Here is a 24,771-nt window from a genome sequence, read left to right as displayed (position 1 = left end):
CGGATCGCCAGCCGCATGGTATTCGCTGTGTTTTTGCGTTGCTAGCATCGGTCATCGTCAAACAGGTCGTGTGTTCGAAGCACGGCTTGCGATGCCCGAATGACCCGCTTCTCGCGGGCAATACCACGCAACGAAAGGAAACACGATGACGTCTATCGCAGTTCGCAATCCTCGCACCGGCGAGCTTGACTATCAAATCGACGACATGGACGCAGCGCACATCGGCGCCTTCGTGTCCGCTGCTCGCGAAGCACAACACGCCTGGGCGCAAGGCGGTCTCGCGCATCGCACGAAGGCGCTGCTCGCGTGGGCCGACGAACTGGAAAAGAATGGTGCGGAGGTTGTCGCGGCGCTATCGGTCGATACGGCACGGCACCGCATTTCGGCGGAAGAACTGGGCGCGGTGATTCACTTCATCCACGGTTTCTGCGAGCATGCGCCCACTGTGCTGGCCACGCCGTTCCGGAAGCTGGAAGCGCACCCGGACGTCGTGTTCAAGGTCACGTATGCGGCCTATCCGGTGGTCGGCGTGATCAGCCCGTGGAATTTCCCGCTGGTGCTGTCGTTCATCGACGCCATTCCTGCGCTCGTCGCCGGAGCCGCCGTCATCATCAAGCCCAGCGAAGTGACGCCGCGCTTCATCGAGCCGCTTCGCCGCACCATCGAAGCCGTGCCCGCGCTCGCGAACATCATCACGCTGGTGACGGGCGGAGCGCAGACGGGCGCCGCGATCGTGGCGCAATCGGACGCCGTGGTGTTTACAGGCAGCGTGCCGACCGGCCAGAAAATCGCGACAGCGGCGGCGCAGGCTTTCATTCCGGCATTCCTGGAACTGGGCGGCAAGGACGCGGCGGTCGTGCTCGCGGGTGCCGATGTCGTGCGCGCAGCCACCAGCATCTTGCGCAGCGCGCTTTATAACTCGGGGCAGGTCTGCTATGCGATCGAACGCGTGTATGCGCACGATTCGCTCCATGACGCGCTTGTCGAGGAACTGCGCACCCAGGCGGCCGCATTGAAGCGCAGCAACGCTGCGGGCGACGGCGGCCACTACGGCCCGATGATTTTCGAAAGGCAGGCGGCCATCATAGACGCCCAACTGGACGATGCGGTGAGCAAGGGGGCGTCGATCGTGCTCGGTGGCAAGAGCGAACGAATTAACGGGGCTGTTTGGATCGACCCGACTGTCGTAACGAACGTCGACCACACGATGACGCTCATGACAGAAGAGACATTTGGTCCGATCGTGCCCGTCATGCGCTTTAATGACGACGCTGAAGCCGAACGCTTGATGAACGACTCCATGTTCGGATTGAGCGGCGCGGTGTTTGGTCCTGACACACACACCGCCGGCGACTTCGCGACGAAGATGGAGGCGGGTGGCGTCAGCATCAACGACACGGAATTGCCACGCGTGATGATGTTCGACGGTGAGAAAACCGCGTTCAAGAAGTCGGGCATGGGTGGGTCGCGTTATGGCGCCACCAGCATCATGCGGTATGTTCGCAAGCGTGCATTGCTGGCGAACGAGGGCGCGGTCGCTTCGCTGGAAAAGCTCGCCGAAAGCGAAATCTGAACTTGTGCCCTCTGGTTCCGCGCTTTCTCCAGTGTTTGGGCACTTGCTGCGAAGGCGGGGCGTTGTGTCTCCGGGCAGGCTCTACGCGCTACACCCACCGCAGTCCGGGTGTCCGACTAAACGCAACGCGCACACGCCGCACACGTTCGAAATCAGGCAGTTGCGAAGTACGGCAGAGCGCTTGCGAGCGCCCTGCCGTTGCGCCGCAGGCTAGAAACGGTGCCGCAAACCCAACGCGGCGACGAACTGGTTTGCCCCGGATGCGCGCGAGAAGTTCGAGATCTGCGCGCCCTGAATCCCGGTTCCGCCCAACTGGTTGGCGCGTTGATAGATGGCTTCCGCGTAGACGTCGGTGCGCGGCGACAGGAAGTAGGTGTTGACGATGCCGGCCTGATGCCACTTCGGATAGCGCACGCCAGTCGGCGTGGCGAAGCGGCCGAGCGTAAACGTATAGCCTGCCGAAATATCCCACCGCGGAGTCACGGCGTAGCGCACGTTGACTTCGACGTTGTCGAAGCGCACGTCGTCGCCAGGGAGGCTGATGGCGGTATCGGCCACGTTGTTGATCGACGTAGCCTTGTCCAGCCGCGTTTCGCTCAGTATGAGCCCGACCGCCACCTGGGCGAGGTGATAAAGGCCGCCCGCCGCCCAGGTGCGCTGCCGCGCCGCGTTGAACGGCGCGCCGGCCGGCTCGGCGCCGTTCGTATTGGCCGTCGCGAGGTTCGATGCGTTATTGAACTGGAAGTAGCCCGCGCCGAGGTCCAGATTGTTGTACTGATAGCCGAGACCGAAACTGTAGCCCCGGTTGTCCGCGAAGCCGCCGCCTTCATTCGAGAAGCCGTACAGCGCCCCGAACTTCAGTCCGCCCAGCAGCGTCGGGCTTGTGTATTTGACTGAATTGTTCGTGCGTGTGTAGTTGTCGAGGTTGTCGTTGTCGAAAACGTGCGCGAAGGCTGTCCCGCCGTAGCGTGTTCCGCCCAGTGCGAACGGTTCGACAAACTGAACGACCTCGTCGAACTGGCGACCGAATGTGAGCGTACCTGTCGACTGCGAAGCAAGTCCCATCCACGACTGAAAACCAAACAGGCGGCCTTGCTGCGCGGCGGTGCCGTTCATCACGCTGAAGCCGTTGGTCAGCGTGAAGACCGCGCTGAGATCGTTGGAGATCTGCTCGTTGCCGGACAAGGCCCATCGGCTGATGTTGATGTCGCCGTTCTTCGCCTGCCAGGCACTTTGATGACCACTGGCATTGCCGATGTCGCTGACATAGGCGACGCCCGCGTCGATCGAACCTGACAGGCGCACCGAGCTTTGCGCGTACAGAGCCGGACTGACGAGCGCAAGCAGAACGCCCGTTACCCGAATGTCCATTTTCATCTTCAACTTTTTTTTATTCATGTATTAATACGAGAATTTTCGAGGGGTTGCGATATGTTTCGATGTGACCGCACTAAATGACTATTGCGAACATTCGATTTTATGGATTGCATTTTCTGTTTCCTGAAAATGCTTTCGTATATTTGGCTGCGGGATGAATTTCGTGAGGTCTGGTCGTATAAGTGGCTGGTTGTCGGAATTGGAGACGTCCACGTTCGGGGCAACGCGTGACGTGGGCATATAGTCGACGTAGGCGCCAGGCCCGATAAAGCCTGTTTTCAGGAATAGTCTGTTATGGATTCTTCAACGCTGAGGTACGCGCCCGGCCGTAGGGAAGATCGGTCTATCGCGATAATCGCGATTACCAAATCGATATTTATTGGTTGACTGGTTTTTGCCGGATTGATGTTGGAAGAACCGCGTGCCACGCAGAGTAAGCTGTCGCGGAATAACCGGCGATCCGATCGCGATTGGGACAGGCTTTCGATATCGGCGGACGGCGCCGCATGTCATGCCTCGACCAGCGCAATTGCCGAGGCAAATGCACAGCATCGGTGCGCACGAAAATGGCGCATAAAATTACCAATTTATTGGTCTTTTTGTCCTTAAGAATGCGTTCGGAATGCCGATAATCCGGATTAACTCTCTGAACCGGCATGGGAGCCACGAGCTCCCATGCCACGCATGCAACTGGGATACATAAGATGTCCGTAGAGCAGGCCAAACCACGTCAATCGTCAGAAGGCGCGATCATCGCCGAACTGACCCGCGAAGTGCGCAAGATATCGAGGGATAAGATCGCCGATATCGACATGATCAACCGCGAGGCAACCTATCTGGCCATCAACGCCTTGATCGAAGCTGCTCGCGCCGGAGAAGCCGGGCGCGGCTTTGCGGTCGTCGCCAACCAGGTCAAGAACGTGTCCGGCCGGATCGGACAACTCACCGGCGAACTGGGCAAGGAATTGGCCGGCCTCAGCGAACGCATGGTGACGGAACTCGAGCGACAGCAGGGTCAGCGGCTGACCGACCTTGCGCTGAACATGATCGATGTGATCGACCGCAACCTCTACGAACGCTCATGCGACGTGCGCTGGTGGGCCACTGATGCGGCGGTGGTCGATTGCATGACAAGCGGAGCGGAATCGGCTGCCGCGCATGCGGCAAAGCGGCTGTCGGTCATTCTGGATAGTTATACGGTCTACCTCGACATCTGGGTGCTGGATACCGAGGGGCGTGTTGTTGCGAACGGAAGACCTTCGCTGTTTCCCGTCGTCGACACAGTGAACGCGGCCCAGCATGACTGGTTCGCCGCGGCGCTCGCCACGCGCTCCGGCGATGATTACGCAACAGCCAACGTGGACATCGCCGCGGAATTGAACGGCGCGCAGGTCGCCACTTACGCGACGGCGGTTCGGGAGGGCGGTGCGAGTGACGGAAAGGTCGTCGGCGTTCTGGCGGTGTTCTTCGATTGGGCCAAGCAGGCGTCGACTGTCGTCAATAGTGTCCGGTTGACCGCTGGCGAGCGGGACCGGACGCGCTGCATGATCATCGACGCAAGCGGTCGGGTGATCGCTGCCTCCGCAACAGCGGGCCGCGAAAATATGCGCTTCGACCTGCCGCCGAATACCGCCGATATCGGAACCTACCGTACGGCTGCGGGATCGCTTGTTGGATATGCTCTGACGCCCGGCTATGAGACGTATCGCGGGATGGGCTGGTTCGGGGTAATCGAACAACGGCCGGATCAAACACTGTGAGCGTGTCGCTGGCGTGAACATGGGCGACAGGTCTCGATATCCCTGCCGCTTGAAGAGATTAACCGGCGAAGTCACCCGCATCGGCGGCGGTCAAAAAATGGACTGCCCCGTGCAGGTGGTCAACCACTCCAACGCCAGCACACCCGCCAGCGAATTACCATTGCTGTCCAGCCCCGGCGACCACACGCATACCGCCATCTCGCCGGGCAGCACGGCAACGATCCCGCCGCCCACGCCGCTCTTCGCCGGCAAGCCGACGCGGTAGACGAAATCGCCCGCGGCGTCATACGTGCCGCAGGTCAGCATCAACGCGGAAAGACGCTTGGCCGAACTCGTGTCCAGAATCCGTTCTCCGGTGGCCGGCACCACGCCGTGATTGGTCAGGAACAGCGCCGCTTTCGCCAACTCGACGCAACTCATCGAGATCGCGCATTGACGGCAATAAGCGTCGACCACCACTTCCGGCGGCATCTCCATGTTGCCGAAGCTCGCCATGAAATGCGCCATCGCGCGGTTGCGGTGGGCGTGCTGCAATTCCGATTGCGCGACGCGCGAGTCGTAGTCGATGCCCGCTTCGCCCGTGAGCCGTCGCATGAATTCGACCAGCGCCGTCTCCGCCTGCACGAAACGGCGGCACAGCACGTCGGTGACCACCAGCGCGCCCGCGTTGATGAACGGATTGCGCGGCTTGCCCTGTTCCGCTTCGAGCTGAACCAGCGAGTTGAAGGCATTGCCGGACGGCTCGCGCCCCACGCGCTGCCACAACGCGTCGCCGAGCAGGCGGAACGCCATCGTGCAGGCGAACAGCTTGGAAATGCTCTGAATGGAGAAGCGCGTGTCGGCCTCGCCGGTGCGGAACACTTCGCCCGATGCCGTGACGATCGCCATGCCGAAACTGTCGGCGGGCACTCTGGCGAGCTCGGGAATGTAATCGGCGACCTTGCCGGAGCCCAGATAAGGCTGCAGATCACCGTGGATCTGTTCGAGGATGGATGCGTAGTTCATTGAGAGGCGCGGTCCGTTGAAGCCGGGATTTTAGCGGCAAGCCGAAGCGATTTGTTTATGCGCCACGTCGCAACGCGGCGTGTTCCTGCACGATCCGGCACCCGGCCTGCGCCTCGTTCCGGTTATGCTAATCTTGCTGCCTTTCCGGCAGCAACCGGGCAAAGCGGACACCATGATGGACACTGTCGATCCAGACGGCGTCGAGCAACCAGCCTTCGTGATCGGTGAGCACCACGAGACGCTGGACGAACCTTTGGGCGCCTTTCGTCGCGCACGGCTGATCCACGCGAGCGCCGGCGTGCTGATTGTGCGCACGGAAACCGGGCGCTGGGTCGTGCCGCCGGGGCACGCGCTGTGGATACCCGCGGGCGTGCTGCACCGCTTGTCCGCAACCGGCCCCGTTCGGTTCTGCTCGCTTTATGCCGGCGCGGATGCCGTGCCGCTCCCGTTCCACAGCATCGCCGTCGTGCCGGATCGACTGGTGGCAGCTTTGCTGAGCGCCGCCGCCGATCTGCCGCACGACAAACCGTTCGACGAACCGGCCGCGCGTCTCGTGCAGGTACTGCTGGACCGCCTGCCGGGTCTGCCTGTCGCGCCGCTAGGGCTGAACTGGCCACGCGATCCGCGTGCCCTGCGCATTGCCGATGCACTCAGCTCGAACCCGGCGGACTCCGCGGTACTCGAAGACCTGGCTGCGGCCGCCGGCGTGACGGCTCGCACGGCGGCGCGCCTGTTCGTCAAGGAAACGGGGCAAACCTTCGGGCAGTGGCGTCAGCAGCTTCGCCTGCTGGCCGCGGTGGAGCACCTCGGCGCCGGCGCGAGCGTCACGCAGGTAGCGCCCGAGGTGGGATACAGCGACGTGTCTTCCTTTATCGCGGTGTTTCGGGATGCATTCGGCGACACGCCGGCCCGTTATTTCCGCTAACGCCATGCCGTTGCCGCCGCCGCTGTCAATGCGCGCCCGCTGCGTCCGGGCCGCCGCCGCCTTTGGCCGGCCGCGTGATCCAGATAAGCGGAATGATCAATATGAAGATGACCGCCGAGATAAAGAAAATATCGTTCAGGCCCATCATGGCTGCCTGCGTGTTCACGGTGAAATCGAATAGCGCATGCGCCGATTGCGGATTCAGATGTAGCAGCGACTGGGTCGAATCGATTTGTTGATTGAACGCGGGGTTGTTGATGGAGGCCTGCTCGGTGAGCCGTTCGTGATGCAGCACCGTGCGGTTGTTCCACTCGTTGCCGGCGATCGAGGTGCCCACCGCGCCGCAGAACACGCGGGCAAAATTGGACAGGCCCGCCGCCGCGGGAATCTTGCTCGGCGGCTGGCCGGACAGAATGATCGAAGTCAGCGGCACGAAGAACAGCGCCATCGGAATGCCTTGCAGCAGCGTGGGTAGCACCAGGTGCCACGTATCGATTTCGATCACGTATTTCGAACGCATGTAGAACACGATCGCAAAGCCGATGAACGCGAGCGTGGCGATCACGCGCGCATCCGAGCGCGGCAGCACGCGGCCCATGACCGGTGCGAGCAGCACCGCGAACACGCCGAGCGGCGCGGTCACGAGACCGGCATCGACGGAACGGTAGTTCAGGTACTCCTGCATCCATTGCGGCAGAAGCACGAGATTGCCGAAAAACACGCCATACGCGACCGAAATCGCAATCGTGCCGCCGAGAAAGTTGCGCTGCTGGAAGAGCCGCAAGTCGACGATCGGATGTTCCTCCGTCAATTCCCACACGAGAAAGAACGAGAAGCTCACGAGCGCGGTGATGCCGAGAATCACGATCACCGGCGAGGCGAACCAGTCGAGGTCTTTGCCCTTGTCGAGCATGATCTGCAGCGAGGCGACCCACGTGATCAGCAGGCCGAGCCCGACCACGTCGATGGGCGGTTTGCGGGTCGGCGACTCGCGGGTGCGGTAGATCATCCACGTGACGCCGGCCGCGAAAATGCCGACTGGAATGTTGATGTAGAAGATCCACGACCAGCTGTAACTGTCGGTGATCCAGCCGCCGAGCGCCGGGCCCGCAATCGGGCCGACGGTTGCGGTCATCGCCCATAAGGCGAGCGCGGTGGAGGATTTTTCCTTCGGATACGAGCCGAGCAGAATGGCTTGCGACAGCGGAATCAGCGGACCGGCCACGGCGCCCTGGAAGATCCGCGCAACCAGCAGGATCGGCAGCGTCGGCGCGATGCCGCATAACCAGGATGCCAGCACGAACATCAGAATCGCGCCGACAAAAAGCTTGACCTGGCCGATGCGTTGCGTGAGCCAGCCGGTGAGCGGAATCGACACGGCATTGGCCGCCGCGAATACCGTGATGACCCACGTGCCTTCGTCGACCGAAACGCCGAGGTTGCCCGAAATGGTTGGGATCGCAACGTTCGCGATCGACGTGTCGAGCACGTTCATGAAAGTGGCGAGCGCGACGGCAATCGTGGCCAGAACCAGTTGGCCGCCCTTCAGCGGCGGCGGTGGTGCGGGCGGCGCCGGGGCGGGCGCGGAGGTGGGCTGGCTCAAACGGTTCTCCGGATCGGTGTGCTGCGCACATGCTGCGTGGATGTTTTATTCGCGCCCGCGCGATGCGTGCGGCCGCAGGTCCGATGAATGCTCGCAAAAGCATACCTGTATTCACGTTTGGGCGTCATCGGCACGGCCAGGCCGCGAGGCGAAAACAGATCCGGCAGCGTATGCTCGCGACTGAGGCCGCACGCGGGCGGAAATATCCACTACGAATCAGCAAAGAGAAGGAAACGATATGGGTTGGGAGCAATTCGAACACGGCTGGCGGCGCGCACCGGCGGCTGCGCCTGCCAAAGGTCTGGTAGTGCTGATGCACGGCGTGGGCAGCAATGCGCGCGATCTGATGCCGCTCGCGGACATCTGGAGCGAGAGCCTGCCGGACGTGGCGTTCACCTCGCTCGACGGCACCGATGAGTTCGACGGCGGTTTCGGCGGACGCCAGTGGTTCAGCCTGCGCGACGTCAACGAGGGCAATCGCGAGGCACGCGTGGCCGCGGCCTATCCGGCGTTGCGGCGCATGCTCGAAGCCGAGCTCGCGTACTGGCAGGTGCCTTTCGGGCGCCTTGCGCTGGTCGGTTTCTCACAAGGTTCGATCATGGCGCTGCACCATGTGGCGGCCAGTGCGGAAGGCGCGGCCGGCGTGGTCGCGTACTCAGGGCGGCTTGCCTCGGTGATCGTCGCGCAGAACGGCACGCCGCTCACGCTGATCCACGGCGAGGACGACGAAGTGATTCCGGTGCAGGAACTCGAATACGCCGCCGACGCGTTCAGCAACGCGGGCTATACCGTGGACGCCTACGCATTGCCCGGCATTGGACACACGATCAACGCCGACGGCGTCGCGCTCGGCCAGGAGGCACTGGAACACGCGCTGGGCGCTTTGTCGCGCGGCTGACACGGCCCTGATTGAAAGGCGGCCCTAAAGATTCTGATCCGCTTGCCGTTAACTGCTCATTAGCATGAAAATCACCCCCGCCGCGCGGACCGCGCAATGCCCAGCAGGGCGTCCCCTCCCAAGGGGGCTGCCTGCGGGCGTTCCAGGCGGCTCGGGTGACCGGGGGCGCATTTTCCAGACTGCCCGGTACGGGCGGATAACGACACATCAGAGCCTTCCTATGGCCAGACCGACGCCGTATTACCCGTTTTTCGACCGCCTGTTCCGCCAATCCGTGACGGTGGACCTCGGCACGGCCAATACGCTTATCTATACCGACGACGGCGGCATCGTGCTGAACCAGCCGTCCGTGGTGTGTTTCCAGAAAGAGGCCGCCGACCGGCCGAAGCGCGTCGCGGCCGTGGGCACCCAGGCGCGCCAGCTTCTGGGCCGTGAGCCGGCCAACCTCGAAGCCGTGCGGCCCATGCGCCACGGCGTGATCGCCAACTTCTCCGCCGCCGAGCACATGATCCGGCAATTTGTCGACATGGCGCGCCCGCGGCCGTTCTTCAGCCGCCGCGCGGCGTTCACGTTGTGCGTGCCGGCGGGCGCGACCCAGGTCGAGCGTCGCGCGATCAGGGAAGCGGCCGCGGCGGCCGGCGCGTGGAAGGTGAGCCTGATCGGCGAGTCGCTGGCCTCGGCGGTCGGCGCGGGTCTGCCGGTGTCCGAGGCGACCGGTTCGATGGTGGTGGATATCGGCGGAGGCACGACGGAGGTCGGCGTGATCGCGCTCGGCGGCATGGCGTACAACGGTTCGATCCGCGTGGGCGGCGACAGCTTCGACATGGCGATCGTGAGCTACGTGCGCAATCTGTACGGCGTGCTGCTCGGCGAACAGACCGCCGAACACGTCAAGAAGAATATCGGCTCGGCCGTGCGCGACGTGCCGCGCGAGCATATGAACGCGACCGGCCGCAGCGTGGACGACGGTTTGCCGCGCACGGTTCAACTGAGCAACCACGATATCGCCGATGCGATCGAAGGGCCGCTGCGCCAGGTGATCGGCGCGGTGAAACGCGGGCTCGAGACGGCGCCGGCCGAACTGGTCACCGACATCGCCAATAACGGCATCGTGCTGACGGGCGGCGGTGCGCTGCTCGGCAACCTGAGCCGTCGCCTGACGAGCGAGATCGGCCTCGAAGTGCGCATTGCCGACGAACCGCTTACGTGCGCGGTGCGCGGCGCCGGCATGGCGGCCGCAGCCGGCCTGCTGGACGAACTCGCCTACGAATGATCCCGCGCGGGATCTGTGGCGCCGGTGCCGCGCCGGTGCCTCGGCATGGTGCCCGTCCAGCCGTTGAACCGGGCCGCCACGCGGATCGGGCGGCTGTGTGACAATACGCGTCGCGTCCCAATCTTGGGGACGCTTAAGCACCTGTTTTCCCCATTTCATTTCGAGCCGGCGCCGCTGCATTCACGCGTTGCCGCGCTGCCCGTGAACCATCCGTGAATCGATCCGTTGCCGTTTCGTCGCCGCCTTCATCGTCGCGTTTCATCGAATTGCGAAGCGGTTTGCACATGCCCTACGTGGAAGCCGGCGAGGGCGAGCTGTTGCTGTTCGTGCATGGCTCGCTGTGCGACTACCGCTATTGGCAACCGCAACTCACGGGTTTGTCGAAGCATTACCGTTGTGTCGCCGTGAGTCTCACGCATTACTGGCCGGCGGCCGATACGGACCCCGGCTTGCCGTTCAGCTGGAGCGAGCATGCAGACGAAGTGGCTGAGTTCATCGAGCGATTCGGCGCGGGACCGGCGCATGTAGTGGGGCACTCGCGCGGCGGTTGCGTGGCGTTTCATTTTGCGCGCCGCCATGCGCAGCACGTGCGCACGTTGACGCTCGCCGATCCGGGCGGCCCGTTGCAGATTGCCGGCCGTCCGCCCGCCAGTTTGCCGGAGACGGTCAACGCGTTGCGCTCGAAAGCGGCGCAACTGATTGAAAGCGGCGAGGTGGAGGCCGGCCTGCAACTGTTCGTCGATTCCGTCAGCCGGCCCGGCTTCTGGGCAATGAGCACGCCGGGCTTTCGCAGAATGGCGACCGACAACGCGCACACGCTCGCGCGCCAGTTCCGCGATCCGTTGCCCGCGTATGTTCCCGAGGAAGCCGCTGAGGTGCGTTGCCCAGTTCTGCTGATCGACGGCGAAAAGAGTCCTGACATGTTCCGCCGCACCATAGCCGCGCTGCAAACATGGCTGCCCGATGCGCGCCGCGAAACCGTGCGCGGCGCGTCGCACGGAATGAATCTCGCGCATCCGTCGGCGTTCAATCGCTACGTGGACGAGTTCATCCGCTCCGTGCGGGCGTAATGAGCGCGTAATGATCGTGCAATGACTGCACGATGAGTCCGTGCCCGGCGCCACGCGCTCGCGGCGATCTCCGCACGCTGGCCCGGCACCCGCAACGATTCACAACGATTCAAACGTTCAATCTCACGACTTGCGATGCGCGTCTTTGTCGAGCGCGTGTTCCGCCGCTTCGCCGACGAGGCCGTGGTAATACAGATGCACGCCGATCGCGAGCGAGTCGTTGCGAATTTCGTGGAAGGCTTTCCACGCTTTCACGGGGTCTTTGAACAGCAGATAGTGCGCTTCCTGCGCGATCAGATCCGCAACTTCATGCAGGCCGTGGCCGTGCAGCACGTTCACGAGCGTATCGAGGCTGCGGTGAGTGCGTGCGTCGGTACGCGGGTAGAGCATGTGCAGGACCGCCACGTCCTGTGTTTTCAGCGCCGCCGACAGCGCGACGACGATATCCTGGTGATTCAACGCGGTGACGATGCTTTCGTCACTGTGGACGTGATCCGGAAATAGCGTTTCGAGAGAAGCGTTCATCAGGTCCTTCCGTTCTTCTGACTGATTAAAAAAGCCCGCCGCAGAGCGACGGGCCAAAGACAGCGATGTGTTAGCGGGGAAGCAAAACACGGATTCAGTATCGCAGATGCACCCACGACTTCGCAGCCCGGCTGCCGCAAAACATTGTTGCAGTAAGCGCTCCAGCTTTCATTTGGCTGGCGGGCTGCAAGCGGCATGCGGCACATCGACTCGTACGATGTTTGTGTGTGTTTTGTGGCAACTTCTACCGCGTTCAAAGGGAAATCAGGCAACGAATGTTGCGTTGGTCGAGATGGATTGTTGCGGTCAATCGTCGCAATGGCGGGCCCTCTGGACTTTAAAATGCGGATCGGAGCCTGAGCATGCCACTACGTTCAATGACGATCGAGCATGCCGGCACGTGTGCGATGTGAAAGTAAAAGGAACAGTTAGATGAACTCGAAGACACACGCAACGCTGAGCTTTTCCGACAGCGACCAGACTATTGATCTGCCGATTTATCAGGGCGCGCTCGGACCGGATGTGATCGACATCCGCAAGCTGTACGGCCAGACCGGCAAGTTCACGTACGACCCGGGCTTCATGTCCACGGCGGCATGCAATTCGGCGATCACCTACATTGACGGCGATAAGGGCGAACTGCTGTATCGCGGTTATCCGATCGACAACCTCGCGCAGAACGCCGACTTCCTCGAAACCTGCTATCTGCTGCTCAAGGGTGAACTGCCGAACGCGCAGCAGAAGGAAGAGTTCGTCAAAACGGTCACGCAACACACGATGGTGCACGACCAGATGCACTTCTTCTTCCGCGGTTTCCGTCGCGACGCGCACCCGATGGCGATTCTGGTTGCCGCTGTCGGCGCATTGTCGGCCTTCTATCATGACTCGCTCGACATCAGCAATCCGGAGCACCGCGAAATTTCCGCGATCCGCATGATCGCGAAGCTGCCGACGCTGGTGGCGATGGCGTACAAGTACACCGTGGGTCAGCCGTTCGTTTATCCGAAGAACGACCTGTCGTACAGCGCGAATTTCATGCGCATGATGTTCGCCAATCCGGCGGAAGAGTACAAGGTCAACGACGTGCTGGTGCGCGCGCTCGACCGTATCCTGATCCTGCACGCCGACCACGAACAGAATGCGTCGACCTCGACCGTGCGTCTCGCCGGCTCGTCGGGTGCGAATCCGTTCGCGTGTATCGCAGCCGGTATTGCGTGTCTGTGGGGCCCGGCGCACGGTGGCGCGAACGAAGCCGCGCTGAACATGCTGGAAGAAATCGGTTCGGTCGACAACATTCCCGAGTTCATCGCGCAGGTGAAGGACAAGAATTCGGGCGTGAAGCTGATGGGCTTCGGTCACCGCGTCTACAAGAACTACGATCCGCGTGCGAAGCTGATGCGCGAAACCTGCCACGAAGTGCTGGAAGAACTGGGCCTGCACGACGACCCGCTGTTCAAGCTGGCAATGGCGCTGGAAAAGATCGCACTGGAAGACGATTATTTCGTGTCGCGCAAACTGTACCCGAACGTCGACTTCTACTCGGGTATCGTGCAGCGCGCACTCGGCATTCCGACGGCCATGTTCACGTGTATCTTCGCGATGGCGCGTACGGTCGGCTGGATCGCACAGTGGAACGAAATGATCGCGGATCCGGAACAGAAGATTGGCCGTCCGCGTCAGCTCTTCGTGGGCGAGACGCAACGCGAAGCGAAGCCGCTCGCGAAGCGGTAAAGCGTCGCGGCTGACAGCCGTCTGACGCTCGCGCGGCGCTCTCACGAGGAGCGCCGCGCATTCTCCCTCTGCACGTCCTGTGCCACCGAAATAACTGAAACTCCCATGTGATAAGTTCGTCTGACGCGGACAGACCCTCTACAATCGGAAGCGACCGGGCAGCACCCGTCACGACCGGATGTGACACTGAACGCAGAAGCGAACCCATAGGAGTGACACTGATGCAGCAGCCAGAAGCCCTCGGCGGCCTTTCGGGCGGAATCGACCACCGCGAACCCGAGCCGGACGGCGTATTCATCCCCACGGAAAATCTCAACGTCGCGAGCGCTACCCAGCACGTGCTGAAGTCGGGCGATACTTTTATCGTCAACGATCCGCTCGGCGATATCACCGGCCACGACGACGGCCTGTTCGTCAACGACACCCGTGTTCTCTCGCAACTGCGCCTCACCTTCGGCGGACGCGCGCCGTCGCTCCTGTCGGGCAGCGTCAGCAGCGACAACACCTCGTTCACCGCGCATCTGACCAACCGCCCGTTGCCGCCGCTCGGCGGCGACAGCACGCCCGAAGGCGTGATCCACGTCGAGCGCGTGCGGGTGCTGTCGGGCACCGTGCTCAACGAGGCCATCGAACTCACCAACTACGGCACGAGCGACGCCGTGGTGCCGCTCTCCATCTCGTTCGCGAGCGACTTTCGCGACATGTTCGAAGTGCGCGGCCTGAAGCGCGACAAGCAGGGCCGTATCCAACCGGCGCGCGTCGAAAATCGGGAAGTGCTGCTCGGCTATGTGGGCCTCGACGACGTGTCGCGCAATGTGCAGATCGCCTTCGCGCCGGAACCGGACAAACTCTTCGCCGACCGCGCCGACTACACCGTCAAGCTGCCGGCGCAGGCGTGCGTGTCGATTTATCTGTCGGTGTCCGTAAAAGTGATCGCGCGCGCGGACAATCCCGGCGCCGGTGTCTCGCAGCCCACGCATGCGTTGAGCGAAGCGCACCTGTCGCAGATCGACGCGGAGCGCCCGCGCGTCGGCCGCGCTGCCGTGCGCGCCGCGCTCGTCGACGCCCACCTGGTCATGCGCGAGCGCCGCCGCGCCACCGCGCGCGTGCGTTCGAGCAATCCGCTTTTCAATGCATGGATCGACCGCTCGCTCGCGGATCTGGGCCTGCTGACCACGGACCTCGTGACCGGCCCTTATCCGTACGCCGGCATTCCGTGGTTCTCCACGCCATTCGGCCGCGACGCGGTCATCACATCGCTGCAAACGCTGTGGTTGCAGCCGCAACTGGCGGCGGGCGTGTTGCGTTTTCTCGCCGAACATCAGGCGCGTGAGAACTCGCCGTTTCGCGACGCCGCGCCCGGCAAGATCATGCATGAGATGCGCAAGGGCGAAATGGCCGCCACCGGCGAAGTGCCGTTCGCGCTGTACTACGGCGGCGTCGACACTACGCCGCTGTTCATCGTGCTGGCCGGCGCGTATGCGGCCCGCACGGGCGACAGCGCATTGATCGACGAATTGTGGCCGGCGCTCGAGCGCGCGGCGCAGTGGGTTGCGGGCGTGTGCGACAAGAACCGCTACGGCCTGCTGGACTATCAGCGCGAGTCGGACGGCGGGCTGGCGAATCAAGGCTGGAAGGACAGCCACGATTCCGTATTTCATGCTGATGGCCGTTTCCCCGACGGCCCGATCGCGCTCGTCGAAGTGCAGGCCTATGCGAGCGCCGCTTTCGACACGATGGCTCACTTCGCGAAGATGCGCGGCCTGCACGATCCGGCCGCGAAATACAGCGATCGTGCGAAGAAGATTCGCCAATGCGTCGAAGAAAAATACTGGATGCCCGAGTCCGGCTTCTACGGCATTGCGCTCGATGGCCACGGCGAGCTGTGCCGCGTGATGGCTTCGAATGCCGGCCATCTGCTGGCGTTCGGCTTGCCTGCGCGCGAGCGCGGCGAATCGGTGGTGCGCGCGCTCGACTCCACGCTGTTCCACACCGGCTGGGGCGTGCGCACGCTGGCCGCGAGCCAGGCGCGCTTCAATCCGATGGCGTATCACAACGGCTCGGTCTGGCCGCACGACAACGCGCTGTGCGCGCGCGGCCTGTCGCGCTACGACGGCAAGGCGGCGGCGGTGCGGCTGCTGCAGGCGCTGTTCCAGGCGGCGGTCAACTTCGACATGCGTTTGCCTGAACTCTTCTGCGGGTTCCCGCGGCGGCGCGGCGAGCCGCCTACCGCCTATCCGGTCGCCTGTTTGCCGCAGGCGTGGGCAGCGGGGTCGCCGTTCATGATGCTCGAAGCATGTCTTGGCATCACGATCGACGCCGAGCGGCGCGAAGTGCTGATCGAACAGCCGATGCTGCCCGAAGGCATCGACTGGCTCGAAGTGGGCGATATCCGGGTGGGAGACGCTTCGGTGTCGATCACGTTTCGCCGGATCGGCGAGAAGGTGGTCGCTTCGGCGGAGCAGGGCGACGTGCGGGTGGTCGCGCTGCTTTGAGCATGCGGTAGCGCGGCTGCTTCGCAAACGAAATCTGTCTTGTGAATGGCAATCGCTAGTCTGCTGGGGACCAGACGGAAATAAGTGTTCGATACGCCAGGCCCATTGGCGAGCAAGTCGATGAGCGCCTGGCCATCTTCGAGAATGATGGCGGCTTCGGCCGCCATCCGGACCGTCAACACGCCTTCATCCACCTCTCGCAGCGCGTTGCGAGCACGCTCGAGAAAGGCTTCACCGGTGAGCGTCATTGTCACTTTCCGCGCCCCCCGGTCGAACAGTGGTGTGCCAAGTTCGTCTTCGAGCTGCCGTATCTGATGGGAAAGCGTCGCCTGCATTTTGCCTGTTGCGCCCTGGTGTCAGCGGCCGGCGCGGTTTTGCCGGGCGCATCACACTCATCGTTTGGTCCCGCCATCGCAGGACTGGCGCTGGTCGCCATCGGTTACCTGACGTGCACGGCCATTTTCTGGACGATTCCCGCCACCTTCCTGTCGGGGACCGCATCAGCAGGTTCAATCGCGCTCATATCGAGCATTGGCCAACTCGGTAGCCTTACCGCACCGACCGCAATTGGCTCGCTAATCGCAGTTACCCACTCGATAAGCGCGGGCTCCTATCTGGCTGCGTTTGTTCTGGCATGTGGTGCGACCGTTATCACTCTGGCAATGCGCAATCGCCTTGTCAAATAACAAGACTGTTCGGAGACCAAACCTATGTCGCTCATCGTCATGGCGAAGCGGGCATTGATTGCAGCCGCGGTAGCGGTTTGCACGCATCCGGTCATCGCTCAGTCCATCGATCTAGATAAGCCGCTGATCATCGCGAAGCAGGGGAGTTTTTTTGCAGGCGGTCGGGATATCGAGTCGGATACGCTATCGACCCTACCGCAGGCCGAGCCTAAGGGAACGGTTACGGTCGAGCAGATGTACGTCCAGTACCAGGTGCCTGTGCATGCAAACAGCGCATCCGTTGTCTTTATCCACGGATGCTGTCTGACAGGCGCCGAATGGGAAACGACGCCCGATGGACGGACAGGCTGGGCAGAATACTTCAGATCGTCGAAACGCCCCAGCTCGGGATGCACGGAAATTCGCATATGCTGATGCAGGACCGGAATAATCTGCAAATTGCCGACGTTGTGACCAGCTGGATTGCACAGCGTGTACGGTAGTGACGATTGCAGATGCGGCTTCTCCGCTTCAGGCGCGGTTCCGCGGCGATGCTGGCCTGGGAAGCCGGGAGGCCGCCAATGGCGGCCTCCCTTGCTGCTAAACGTTAGCCACCTGTCCTCATGGTCAGGCCGATGCCGGAAAAGTTTCGCCTACCATCTGTTCGCTCTTGCGCCAAAGCGCCTCTGCGTTCGCCAGGTCGAGTGCATAGCGTCGAACACCTTCGCTGACGGGAGTAATCACGGTATCGTCGGGAACAACTTCGCTTACGTGACAGTTCTCGCAATATCGGCCCCCGATTTCCTCAGCAGACGCGACCGCAGCGGTCCACACAGACGTTGCCGCGCCTTGCGGAACGGTCTTGAACTGGAAAGGCGGTTTTCCTTCAGATGCGAGTTGTTTGTTAATCGTCTCGACCATGGTTGCCAGCTGTTCTTCGCCCATGTGTCGGCCCAACTCGGTCTGGATTCCACCAGGATGCACTGCTGCCGCTCGCACACCTCGGGCTCGATGTCGCTGGTCGAACGCGACCGCGAAGAGAATGTTCGCTGTTTTCGACCGGCCGTAGGCAACGAACGGGTCGTAGGGCGTGCGCTCGAAACCCGGGTCGTCGAGGTCCACATTTGCGAATCGGTGACCTGAGGACGCGAGCATGACCACACGTCCTCCGTCGTGGAGCAGGCGCGCGAGCCGGTTCACCAATACAAAGTGTCCGAGGTGATTGGTCCCAAACTGCGTCTCAAACCCGTCCGCCGTCTTTCCCTGTGGTGTAGCCATGACGCCTGCATTGGCGATGACGATGTCAAACGGCTTGCCTTCGGCAAGTAGTTTGTCGCTACAGGCTCGAACACTTGCGAGGCTCGCGAGGTCCAGTTCAATGAGTTCGATACTGCCGCCGCCCGCGACGGCTTCCTGTCGTGCACTGGTGATTGCCCGTTCCGCTTTCTCCAGGTCTCTTGCCGCACCAACGACGGTTGCACCGTGCGACGCAAGCGCACGCGCTGTTTCCACGCCGAGTCCGGCTGACACGCCTGTTACCAGAATCCGCTTTCCATCGAGCCGTTTGCCCGACAGAACGTCGTCAGTCGTAGATGTCGCCCCAAACTGTTTAGCCATGCCACGTCTCCATCACTGTAAGATTGACGCTGCCTTTATAATCCATTAAAGCGGAGGGAATCTCCGTTTTATAAATACTAAGCGGAGCATCCCTCCGTTTGCAAGCGCAATTTGCTCTATGACTGACTCCACGCTAAAAGAAAAGAAACCGCGAGCCGACGCGCAACGCAACCGGGAGCGCATTCTGGAAGAGGCAAAGAAAGCCTTCACGCTTGGAGGAGCTGACATCAGCCTCGAGGAGGTTGCACGTCAGGCAGGCGTTGGCCCGGGGACGCTCTATCGTCATTTCGCTACGCGTGAAGCTTTGCTCGAGAGCGTCTACCGTGCAGAGGTCGAAAGGCTCGCGGGGGAGGAGCGGCGGCTTACTGAGGAATTGCCGGCGCACGAGGCGCTGAGGAAATGGATGCTCCTGTTCGTCGACTACATTGCGACCAAGAAGATTATTGCGCCGGCGCTGAACTCAATCGTGGGTGGGGCAACGAACGAACTGTTTGAGTGTTCGGGGGCGCAAATCAAGGCAGCTATCAACACGCTCGTGTCCCGAGCGGTCGAGAGCGGCGACATCCGGGCGGACGTGGAGCCGCTGGATTTGTTACGTGCGCTCGTTGGCGTCTCGAATGTCGCTTCCGCTCCTGACTGGCAGCAAAGTGCCCGGCGGCTGGTAGATATTCTGCTGCTTGGGTCGAAGCCAGGTAACTGAAATGCCGCGCCCGAGGCGCACAGGCCTGAGGCCTGACCGAGGTGGGGCGTATTTGCGCCGCAGCGCCTGCTGAACGCCATGTGCCGGGTGGTAACATTTGTTGTCACCTTTCCGACCGTTCGCCCGGTACATCCGCATGCCAGACAGTTTCGACCAGCTCGCCGCCCTGATTCGGGCGCGCTTCTCAGAACTGAGTCCGCAGTTCCAGATGGGGGCGGCCTTCCTGCTCGATCATCCCGACGAGGTCGCGGTCTCATCCATGCGCAAGGTGGCCGAACGGGCGCAGGTGCAACCGGCCTCACTGGTGCGCCTGTCGCAGCAACTCGGTTTCCCTGGCTGGAACGAGTTGCGCAACCTCTTCGTCGCGCGCGTTCGCACGCGGCCCGAACCGCTCGCGAGCCGCGCCCGTTCGCTCGTCAAATCGAAAGACGCGCTGGCGAACGACCTGCTGGTCGCGCAACAGCACAATCTCGAGGTGACCGCCGCGCATAACGGCCGCGTGATCGTGGAGGCGGCGCGTCTGTTGCGGCGCGCGCCGCACGTCCATGTGGCCGGTTTCCGCTCCTGTTACGCGGTGGCGTTCGGTCTCGTCTACGGATACCGGCTGTTCCGTTCCTCTGTGTCCTTGCTCAACGGCGAGGCCGGTACGCTGGAGATGCAGTTGCGCACCGTCGAGCGCGACAGCGCGACCATCGTGATCAGTTTCGCGCCGTATTCGGTGGAAGCCGTACGCGTGGCCGAAGCCGCGCTGGAAAAGGGCAGTAAGCTGATCGCGATCACCGACAGCGCCGTGTCGCCGATCGCCTTGAATGCCGACAAGGTACTGATCTTTTCGCACGAAAGTCCTTCGTTTTTCCCTTCGCTGGTGGCGGCGACGGCAATCACCGAGTCGCTGGTCGCGCATCTGCTGGCGCTCGAGGGAGCGGGCGCGGTCGAGCAGCTCGCCATTGCGGAACAGTCGCTGCATGCAAAAGGCGCGTACGTGCCTTGAATATTTCCTTCTGAATCGGGCCGGGGTCTGGTGTGAAGCAGGACCGCTCCCTTTGAATCGGCGTCGCATTGTTTGACAACAATTGTTGTTGAGAAGTATAAATGCATACCGATTGTTGAATGGGTGCGAATGGTGGCGTCGAAGCAGGGGTTGGATCTGTTCCAGGCGAGCGGTGAGCCATATGAAATCGGCTACCGCCTGGGCGAACTCGCCAGACCGGTGTTCGCCGGCTACATGCGTCAGAGCCGCGCATGGCAGGCGGTTCGGCGCTGGCGAGGTGCCCCGTTCGTGCACAAGTTGCGCGAGGCGGCGCACGCGCATTTCCCGGCACTGCTGGTTGAACTCGACGGCATGGCGGCCGGCTTGGGCTGGACGGCGGAAGACATGTTCCTCTGGAACTGCCGCGGTGAACTGATTCACAACGTGCCGGACGGCTGCACCACGTTGGCGGCGCACGTTGGCGACACGCGCTTCATTGCGCACAACGAAGACGGCGATCCGTTTCTGGGCGAGCGTTGCGCGCTGGTGGAAGTTCGGCCGGCCGGCAAGCCGGGCTTCGTGAGCTTCCATTACCCTGGCTCGCTGCCCGGACACACGTTCGCCGCGAGCCGTGCCGGCGTCGTGCAGGCGATCAACAACCTGCGCATCCGCGCACCCGTTGCCGGCGTGCCGCGAATGATCCTCGCGCGAGCCGTACTCGACGCCGCCTCGCTCGACGAAGCGCTGCATATCCTGCGCGACACGCCGGCCGCGAGCGGCTTTCATCACACGCTCGGCTGCGCGGGCGACGCGCGCCTTGTCAGCGTCGAAGTCAGCGCGCGGCGCTGTTCCGTGCAGACGGTGCCGAATCTATACGGCCACGCGAACCACATGATTCATCCGGGCTGCGAAGCCGAAGCACAAATCGTCACGGATTCTTCGCGTGAGCGGCAGGCGCGCGTGAATGCGCTGTTGCCCGCGCTCAGCCGCCCGTTACAACCGGCCGCCCTGCTCGATGTTTTGCAAGATCGCGCGCCATCCGGCCTGCCGATCTATCGCGACGACCCGCTCGATCCCGATGGAGAAAACACGCTTGCCACCGCGCTCTTCGAGATCGGCGGCGCGGGTGTGTCGATGAAGGTTTATCGGCAAGGACAGCGCGCATTCGACGCTTTCATCGCCCGCGCGGCATGCGGACAGACCGGCGCGTGAACGGCTGTCGCAATCAACAGGAAACCTAAATCATGTCCACAGTGTTCCATCGTTTACCGAAGCAATTGCTGCCGGTCGCCGTCGCGGGCGAGGGTATCGAGATCATCGATTCCACGGGCAAGCGCTATATCGATGCATCCGGCGGTGCCGCCGTTTCGTGTCTCGGGCACAGCAACCAGCGCGTGATCGATGCGATCAAACGGCAGTCGCAGCAGCTGCCGTATGCGCATACGTCGTTCTTCACCACCGAGCCCGCCGAAGCGCTCGCCGACCGCCTGGTGGCGAGCGCGCCGCAAGGGCTCGAACATGTGTATTTCGTCTCGGGCGGCTCGGAGGCGATCGAGGCGGCGCTGAAACTCGCGCGCCAGTATTTCGTGGAGAAGGGCGAACCGCGGCGGCGCCATTTCATCGCGCGTCGTCAGAGTTATCACGGCAACACGCTGGGGGCGCTGGCAATCGGCGGCAATGCGTGGCGCCGTGAGCCGTTCCTGCCGATTCTGATCGAAGCGCATCACGTGAGCCCGTGTTACGCGTATCGCGAGCAGCGCGCGGACGAAACCGAAGAGGCCTTCGCGCAGCGTCTCGCCGACGAACTCGAGCGCAAGATTCTCGAACTCGGCGCGGACACGGTCGCCGCTTTCATCGCCGAAACGGTGGTCGGCGCGACGGCCGGCGCCGTGCCGCCGGTGCGCGAGTACTTCCGCAAGATTCGCGCGGTGTGCGACCGCTACGGCGTGCTGCTGATTCTCGACGAGATCATGTCCGGCATGGGCCGCACCGGCTATCTTTATGCCTGCGAGGAAGACGGCGTGGCGCCCGATATCCTGACCATCGCCAAAGGGCTTGGCGCGGGTTATCAGCCGATCGGCGCGACGCTCGTGAGCGAGCGGATTTATCAGGCGATCGTCGGCGGCTCGGGGTTCTTTCAGCATGGCCATACCTATATCGGCCATGCCACCGCCTGCGCCGCGGCGCTGGAAGTGCAACGCGTGATCGAGGAAGACAATCTGCTGCCCAACGTGCTGGCGCGTGGCGAACAGTTGCGCGTCCGGTTGCGCGAGCACTACGCGCAGCATCCGCATATCGGCGACGTGCGCGGACGCGGGTTGTTCGTCGGTGTGGAACTGGTCAGGGACCGCGCCGGCAAAACGCCGTTCGACGCTGCCCTCAAGCTGCACGCTGCAATCCGGCGCGAAGCGTTTGCGCGCGGTTTGATGGTGTATCCGATGGGCGGCACGGTCGACGGCAAGATCGGCGATCATGTGCTGCTGGCGCCGCCTTTCATCTGTACCGCGCGCGACATCGACGAAATTGTCAGCCGGCTTACCGATGCAATTGACGGCGCGCTGGCCGCCGTCTGAAACCTTCAACGCCACCACGACTTGCGAGAACGATGATGACCGAGCGTTTGCCTCACTTCGACCTGTCCGATGCCACGCCCGAACAGAAAGCGGTGCTGGACGAAATTCTGTCGGGCCCGCGCGGCAATCTGAACGGGCCGTTTCTCGGCTGGATTCACAGTCCGGAACTGGCCCAGCAAGCGCAGCGTCTGGGCGCTTTCTGCCGCTACCGGACCGGTTTGCCGCTGCGCCTCTCGGAACTGGCGATTCTGGTAACCGCGGCTCGCTGGCAGGCGCAGGCGGAATGGTATATCCACCATCCGATCGCGCTGGAAGCCGGTGTGCGCGCCGCGGATGCCGAGGCGATTCGCGATGGCCGGCGGCCGGATTTCGCGCAAGCCGACGACGCGTTGATTCACGATTTCGCGAGCGAACTGTACGACACGAAGCGCGTTTCGGATGCGACTTATGCGAAGGCAGTCGAGCGTTTCGGGCATCGGGTGGTGATCAACCTGGTGGGTCTGCTTGGCTACTACGCATTGGTGGCGATGACGCTGAACGTGTTCGACATGCGTGCGGTCGGGCAGGAGAGTTTGCCGTTCGCTGAGTAGCTGAAAAGTTGAGTAGCTGAGTAGCGGCATAGAGGCTACGGCCAAAGTCACCGCGCAATAGAAACGCCCCGGTTGCGAACTTCGCAACCGGGGCGTTTCTTGACTGCTGCTACACCGTCCCCTTCCATGCACTGGCTACAACGGCAGGAACCGCACCGCGCGACCGCGCGGCTTGCCGCGCTTGCCGATTATTGGCCGCGATACGTCGAGAACAGGCGTTGCTGCACCGAGTTCGGCGCGCCTGCATCCGAGGAGCCTACCTTTGCGCCGCCGACGTCCTGCGAGCCCTGCGCAACGGCGGCCACTGCCGTACCGTTTTGCGGCATCGTCTTCGGATAGTCGATGTCGTTCTGATTCAGGAGGCCCGCTTTTTGCGCGGCAACCAGTTCGGCGCGCACCTGCGCGCGCGTCACCGGACCATTCTCCTGCTGGGCGAACGAGACAGCCGGAACGACGAGCGCGGACGCGATGACCACTGCGGAAATAAGCGATTTCATGATGACCTCCAGTATTCGATTGTTGGTGAGATCGGTTGAATGCTGTGTGCCGATCTGTTGAACGCAGTCTATTTCTTGCGAGGTCGGTGAAAAAGCGGCTTTCCGGGGAAAGATTATTACGGTAATTGATACAGTTGTTGGAGACGCTTCTGTTTCGACCGATTGCCGGCATCGTCACGACGCTGGCACACGGAAGCGCCTATGATGAAGTTCGGTTCCCCGCCCGCGCCTGCAGCGCCGTGCGGCAAGCCCCGAAGGAAATTCCCAGGGGCACTCGCGACCGATGCCGAAACCGCAAAACATCCGGGCGGGACCGTTGCGGCGGGCATCAGATCCGGTCGCGGAGCGCGCGAAGCAGGGCACAAACAGGAGAGAGCAATGAAGCGCAAGGCATCAGCAGTCTGGCAAGGCGGCCTGCAGGACGGCAAGGGCTCGATTTCCACCGACAGCGGCGTCCTCAAGGAGACCCAATACTCGTTTTCGACACGCTTCGCGGACGGCATCGGCACGAATCCGGAAGAGCTGATTGCGGCTGCGCATGCGGGATGTTTCTCGATGGCGCTGTCGGCGGAGCTGGGCAAGGCCGGCATCACGCCCGAGCGTATCGGCACCACGGCAACCGTTACGCTCGACAAGGACGGCGGCGGTTTTGCCATCACCGCGGTCCATCTCGACGTGGCCGTGAAGATTCCCGGCGGCGACAAGGCGGCCTTCGAGAAGGCCACCGCCGACGCCAAAGCCGGTTGCCCGGTGTCGAAAGTTCTGAACGCTACGATCACGATGGATGCGAAGCTCGAAACCTGAGTTCGCGTTTTTCTGCGGTCGTGGCAGTCGTTCAGAAGCGATGAAGAAGCCGGCGCCCGGGCAAAAACCGGCGCCCGTTTTTGTTTGGTCCGGCACCCGCTCCCCACCTCACCCACGGAA

22 protein-coding genes and 1 pseudogene are annotated in these 24,771 nt (G+C 62.5%); 16 read left to right on the top strand and 7 right to left on the bottom strand.

The window, feature by feature from the left end:
- The first annotated feature begins 145 nt into the window (after positions 1 to 145).
- The gene (locus BXE_RS31360; RefSeq protein WP_011492146.1) at positions 146 to 1,573 is read left to right on the top strand and encodes an aldehyde dehydrogenase family protein; all 1,428 of its coding nucleotides are present in this window, start codon (positions 146 to 148) and stop codon (positions 1,571 to 1,573) included.
- A gap of 210 nt (positions 1,574 to 1,783) precedes the next feature.
- Here the strand turns inward: BXE_RS31360 and BXE_RS31355 are convergent, their stop codons facing one another.
- Positions 1,784 to 2,944, bottom strand: coding sequence for a porin (locus BXE_RS31355; RefSeq protein WP_233518949.1), 1,161 nt, complete (start codon positions 2,942 to 2,944; stop codon positions 1,784 to 1,786).
- A 710-nt stretch (positions 2,945 to 3,654) separates the two neighbouring features.
- Between BXE_RS31355 and BXE_RS47940 the strand changes: the two genes are divergently transcribed.
- Positions 3,655 to 4,710, top strand: coding sequence for a cache domain-containing protein (locus BXE_RS47940; protein ID WP_011492143.1), 1,056 nt, complete (start codon positions 3,655 to 3,657; stop codon positions 4,708 to 4,710).
- Between the two features lie 90 nt (positions 4,711 to 4,800).
- Here the strand turns inward: BXE_RS47940 and BXE_RS31345 are convergent, their stop codons facing one another.
- Positions 4,801 to 5,715, bottom strand: a complete 915-nt coding sequence (locus BXE_RS31345) for a glutaminase (RefSeq protein ID WP_011492142.1) — start codon at positions 5,713 to 5,715, stop codon at positions 4,801 to 4,803.
- A gap of 172 nt (positions 5,716 to 5,887) precedes the next feature.
- Here BXE_RS31345 and BXE_RS31340 point away from each other — a divergent pair, with 172 nt between their 5' ends.
- Complete coding sequence (locus BXE_RS31340) at positions 5,888 to 6,640, top strand: AraC family transcriptional regulator (protein ID WP_040125288.1); 753 nt, start codon at positions 5,888 to 5,890, stop codon at positions 6,638 to 6,640.
- Positions 6,641 to 6,665: 25 nt separating this feature from the next.
- Here the strand turns inward: BXE_RS31340 and BXE_RS31335 are convergent, their stop codons facing one another.
- Complete coding sequence (locus tag BXE_RS31335; RefSeq protein WP_011492140.1) at positions 6,666 to 8,243, bottom strand: DHA2 family efflux MFS transporter permease subunit; 1,578 nt, start codon at positions 8,241 to 8,243, stop codon at positions 6,666 to 6,668.
- 238 nt (positions 8,244 to 8,481) lie between these two features.
- Between BXE_RS31335 and BXE_RS31330 the strand changes: the two genes are divergently transcribed.
- The 3 genes from BXE_RS31330 (at position 8,482) to BXE_RS31320 (ending at position 11,484) form a co-directional block, all read left to right on the top strand.
- Positions 8,482 to 9,141, top strand: a complete 660-nt coding sequence (locus BXE_RS31330) for an alpha/beta hydrolase (protein WP_011492139.1) — start codon at positions 8,482 to 8,484, stop codon at positions 9,139 to 9,141.
- A 220-nt stretch (positions 9,142 to 9,361) separates the two neighbouring features.
- Positions 9,362 to 10,414: a rod shape-determining protein gene (locus BXE_RS31325; RefSeq protein ID WP_011492138.1), complete on the top strand. Its 1,053-nt coding sequence runs from the start codon at positions 9,362 to 9,364 to the stop codon at positions 10,412 to 10,414.
- Positions 10,415 to 10,698: 284 nt separating this feature from the next.
- On the top strand, positions 10,699 to 11,484 hold the full coding sequence (locus BXE_RS31320) for an alpha/beta fold hydrolase (RefSeq protein ID WP_040124623.1): 786 nt from the start codon (positions 10,699 to 10,701) through the stop codon (positions 11,482 to 11,484).
- Positions 11,485 to 11,607: 123 nt separating this feature from the next.
- On the opposite strand, the gene BXE_RS31315 is transcribed toward BXE_RS31320, so the two are convergent.
- Positions 11,608 to 12,009 carry a hypothetical protein gene (locus BXE_RS31315; protein WP_007177543.1) on the bottom strand — a complete coding sequence of 134 codons (402 nt, stop codon included), beginning with the start codon at positions 12,007 to 12,009 and terminating at the stop codon, positions 11,608 to 11,610.
- 432 nt (positions 12,010 to 12,441) lie between these two features.
- On the opposite strand from BXE_RS31315, the gene gltA reads away from it, so the two are divergent.
- Together gltA and BXE_RS31305 are read left to right on the top strand one after the other, a co-directional pair.
- On the top strand, positions 12,442 to 13,740 hold the full coding sequence (gltA, locus tag BXE_RS31310; RefSeq protein ID WP_011492136.1) for a citrate synthase: 1,299 nt from the start codon (positions 12,442 to 12,444) through the stop codon (positions 13,738 to 13,740).
- A 221-nt stretch (positions 13,741 to 13,961) separates the two neighbouring features.
- Complete coding sequence (locus BXE_RS31305) at positions 13,962 to 16,235, top strand: amylo-alpha-1,6-glucosidase (protein WP_011492135.1); 2,274 nt, start codon at positions 13,962 to 13,964, stop codon at positions 16,233 to 16,235.
- A 278-nt stretch (positions 16,236 to 16,513) separates the two neighbouring features.
- Here the strand turns inward: BXE_RS31305 and BXE_RS47410 are convergent.
- Positions 16,514 to 16,570 (bottom strand): annotated as a pseudogene (locus BXE_RS47410) (hypothetical protein); the annotation flags it as partial.
- On the opposite strand from BXE_RS47410, the gene BXE_RS44690 reads away from it, so the two are divergent.
- On the top strand, positions 16,550 to 16,921 hold the full coding sequence (locus tag BXE_RS44690) for a hypothetical protein (RefSeq protein WP_233518950.1): 372 nt from the start codon (positions 16,550 to 16,552) through the stop codon (positions 16,919 to 16,921). The pseudogene BXE_RS47410 and the gene BXE_RS44690 overlap by 21 nt on opposite strands.
- Positions 16,922 to 16,945: 24 nt before the next feature.
- On the top strand, positions 16,946 to 17,335 hold the full coding sequence (locus tag BXE_RS31300; RefSeq protein WP_011492134.1) for a hypothetical protein: 390 nt from the start codon (positions 16,946 to 16,948) through the stop codon (positions 17,333 to 17,335).
- A gap of 192 nt (positions 17,336 to 17,527) precedes the next feature.
- On the opposite strand, the gene BXE_RS31295 is transcribed toward BXE_RS31300, so the two are convergent.
- A complete protein-coding gene (locus BXE_RS31295; protein WP_011492133.1) occupies positions 17,528 to 18,517 on the bottom strand; it encodes an SDR family NAD(P)-dependent oxidoreductase in 990 nt (329 codons plus the stop codon).
- 118 nt (positions 18,518 to 18,635) lie between these two features.
- Here BXE_RS31295 and BXE_RS31290 point away from each other — a divergent pair, with 118 nt between their 5' ends.
- The 5 genes from BXE_RS31290 to BXE_RS31270 all read left to right on the top strand — a co-directional run bounded on the left by BXE_RS31290 (position 18,636) and on the right by BXE_RS31270 (position 23,350).
- Complete coding sequence (locus BXE_RS31290) at positions 18,636 to 19,217, top strand: TetR/AcrR family transcriptional regulator (protein WP_011492132.1); 582 nt, start codon at positions 18,636 to 18,638, stop codon at positions 19,215 to 19,217.
- 136 nt (positions 19,218 to 19,353) lie between these two features.
- Positions 19,354 to 20,208 carry a MurR/RpiR family transcriptional regulator gene (locus tag BXE_RS31285; RefSeq protein ID WP_011492131.1) on the top strand — a complete coding sequence of 285 codons (855 nt, stop codon included), beginning with the start codon at positions 19,354 to 19,356 and terminating at the stop codon, positions 20,206 to 20,208.
- 129 nt (positions 20,209 to 20,337) lie between these two features.
- Positions 20,338 to 21,399 carry a C45 family autoproteolytic acyltransferase/hydolase gene (locus BXE_RS31280; protein ID WP_011492130.1) on the top strand — a complete coding sequence of 354 codons (1,062 nt, stop codon included), beginning with the start codon at positions 20,338 to 20,340 and terminating at the stop codon, positions 21,397 to 21,399.
- A 32-nt stretch (positions 21,400 to 21,431) separates the two neighbouring features.
- A complete protein-coding gene (locus tag BXE_RS31275; protein ID WP_011492129.1) occupies positions 21,432 to 22,760 on the top strand; it encodes an aspartate aminotransferase family protein in 1,329 nt (442 codons plus the stop codon).
- Between the two features lie 35 nt (positions 22,761 to 22,795).
- Entirely contained in the window at positions 22,796 to 23,350 is a 555-nt protein-coding gene (locus tag BXE_RS31270; RefSeq protein WP_040125292.1) for a carboxymuconolactone decarboxylase family protein, read from the top strand.
- Between the two features lie 188 nt (positions 23,351 to 23,538).
- Here BXE_RS31270 and BXE_RS31265 read toward each other — a convergent pair whose 3' ends face one another.
- Positions 23,539 to 23,847, bottom strand: a complete 309-nt coding sequence (locus BXE_RS31265; RefSeq protein ID WP_011492127.1) for a DUF4148 domain-containing protein — start codon at positions 23,845 to 23,847, stop codon at positions 23,539 to 23,541.
- A 378-nt stretch (positions 23,848 to 24,225) separates the two neighbouring features.
- Between BXE_RS31265 and BXE_RS31260 the strand changes: the two genes are divergently transcribed.
- Entirely contained in the window at positions 24,226 to 24,651 is a 426-nt protein-coding gene (locus tag BXE_RS31260; protein WP_011492126.1) for an OsmC family protein, read from the top strand.
- Positions 24,652 to 24,771: the final 120 nt, after the last annotated feature.

It is taken from the genome of Paraburkholderia xenovorans LB400 (assembly GCF_000013645.1).
GTDB lineage: Bacteria > Pseudomonadota > Gammaproteobacteria > Burkholderiales > Burkholderiaceae > Paraburkholderia > Paraburkholderia xenovorans.
Note: the sequence above shows the minus strand (reverse complement) of the source record. Positions and strands in the feature narration are given on the sequence as shown.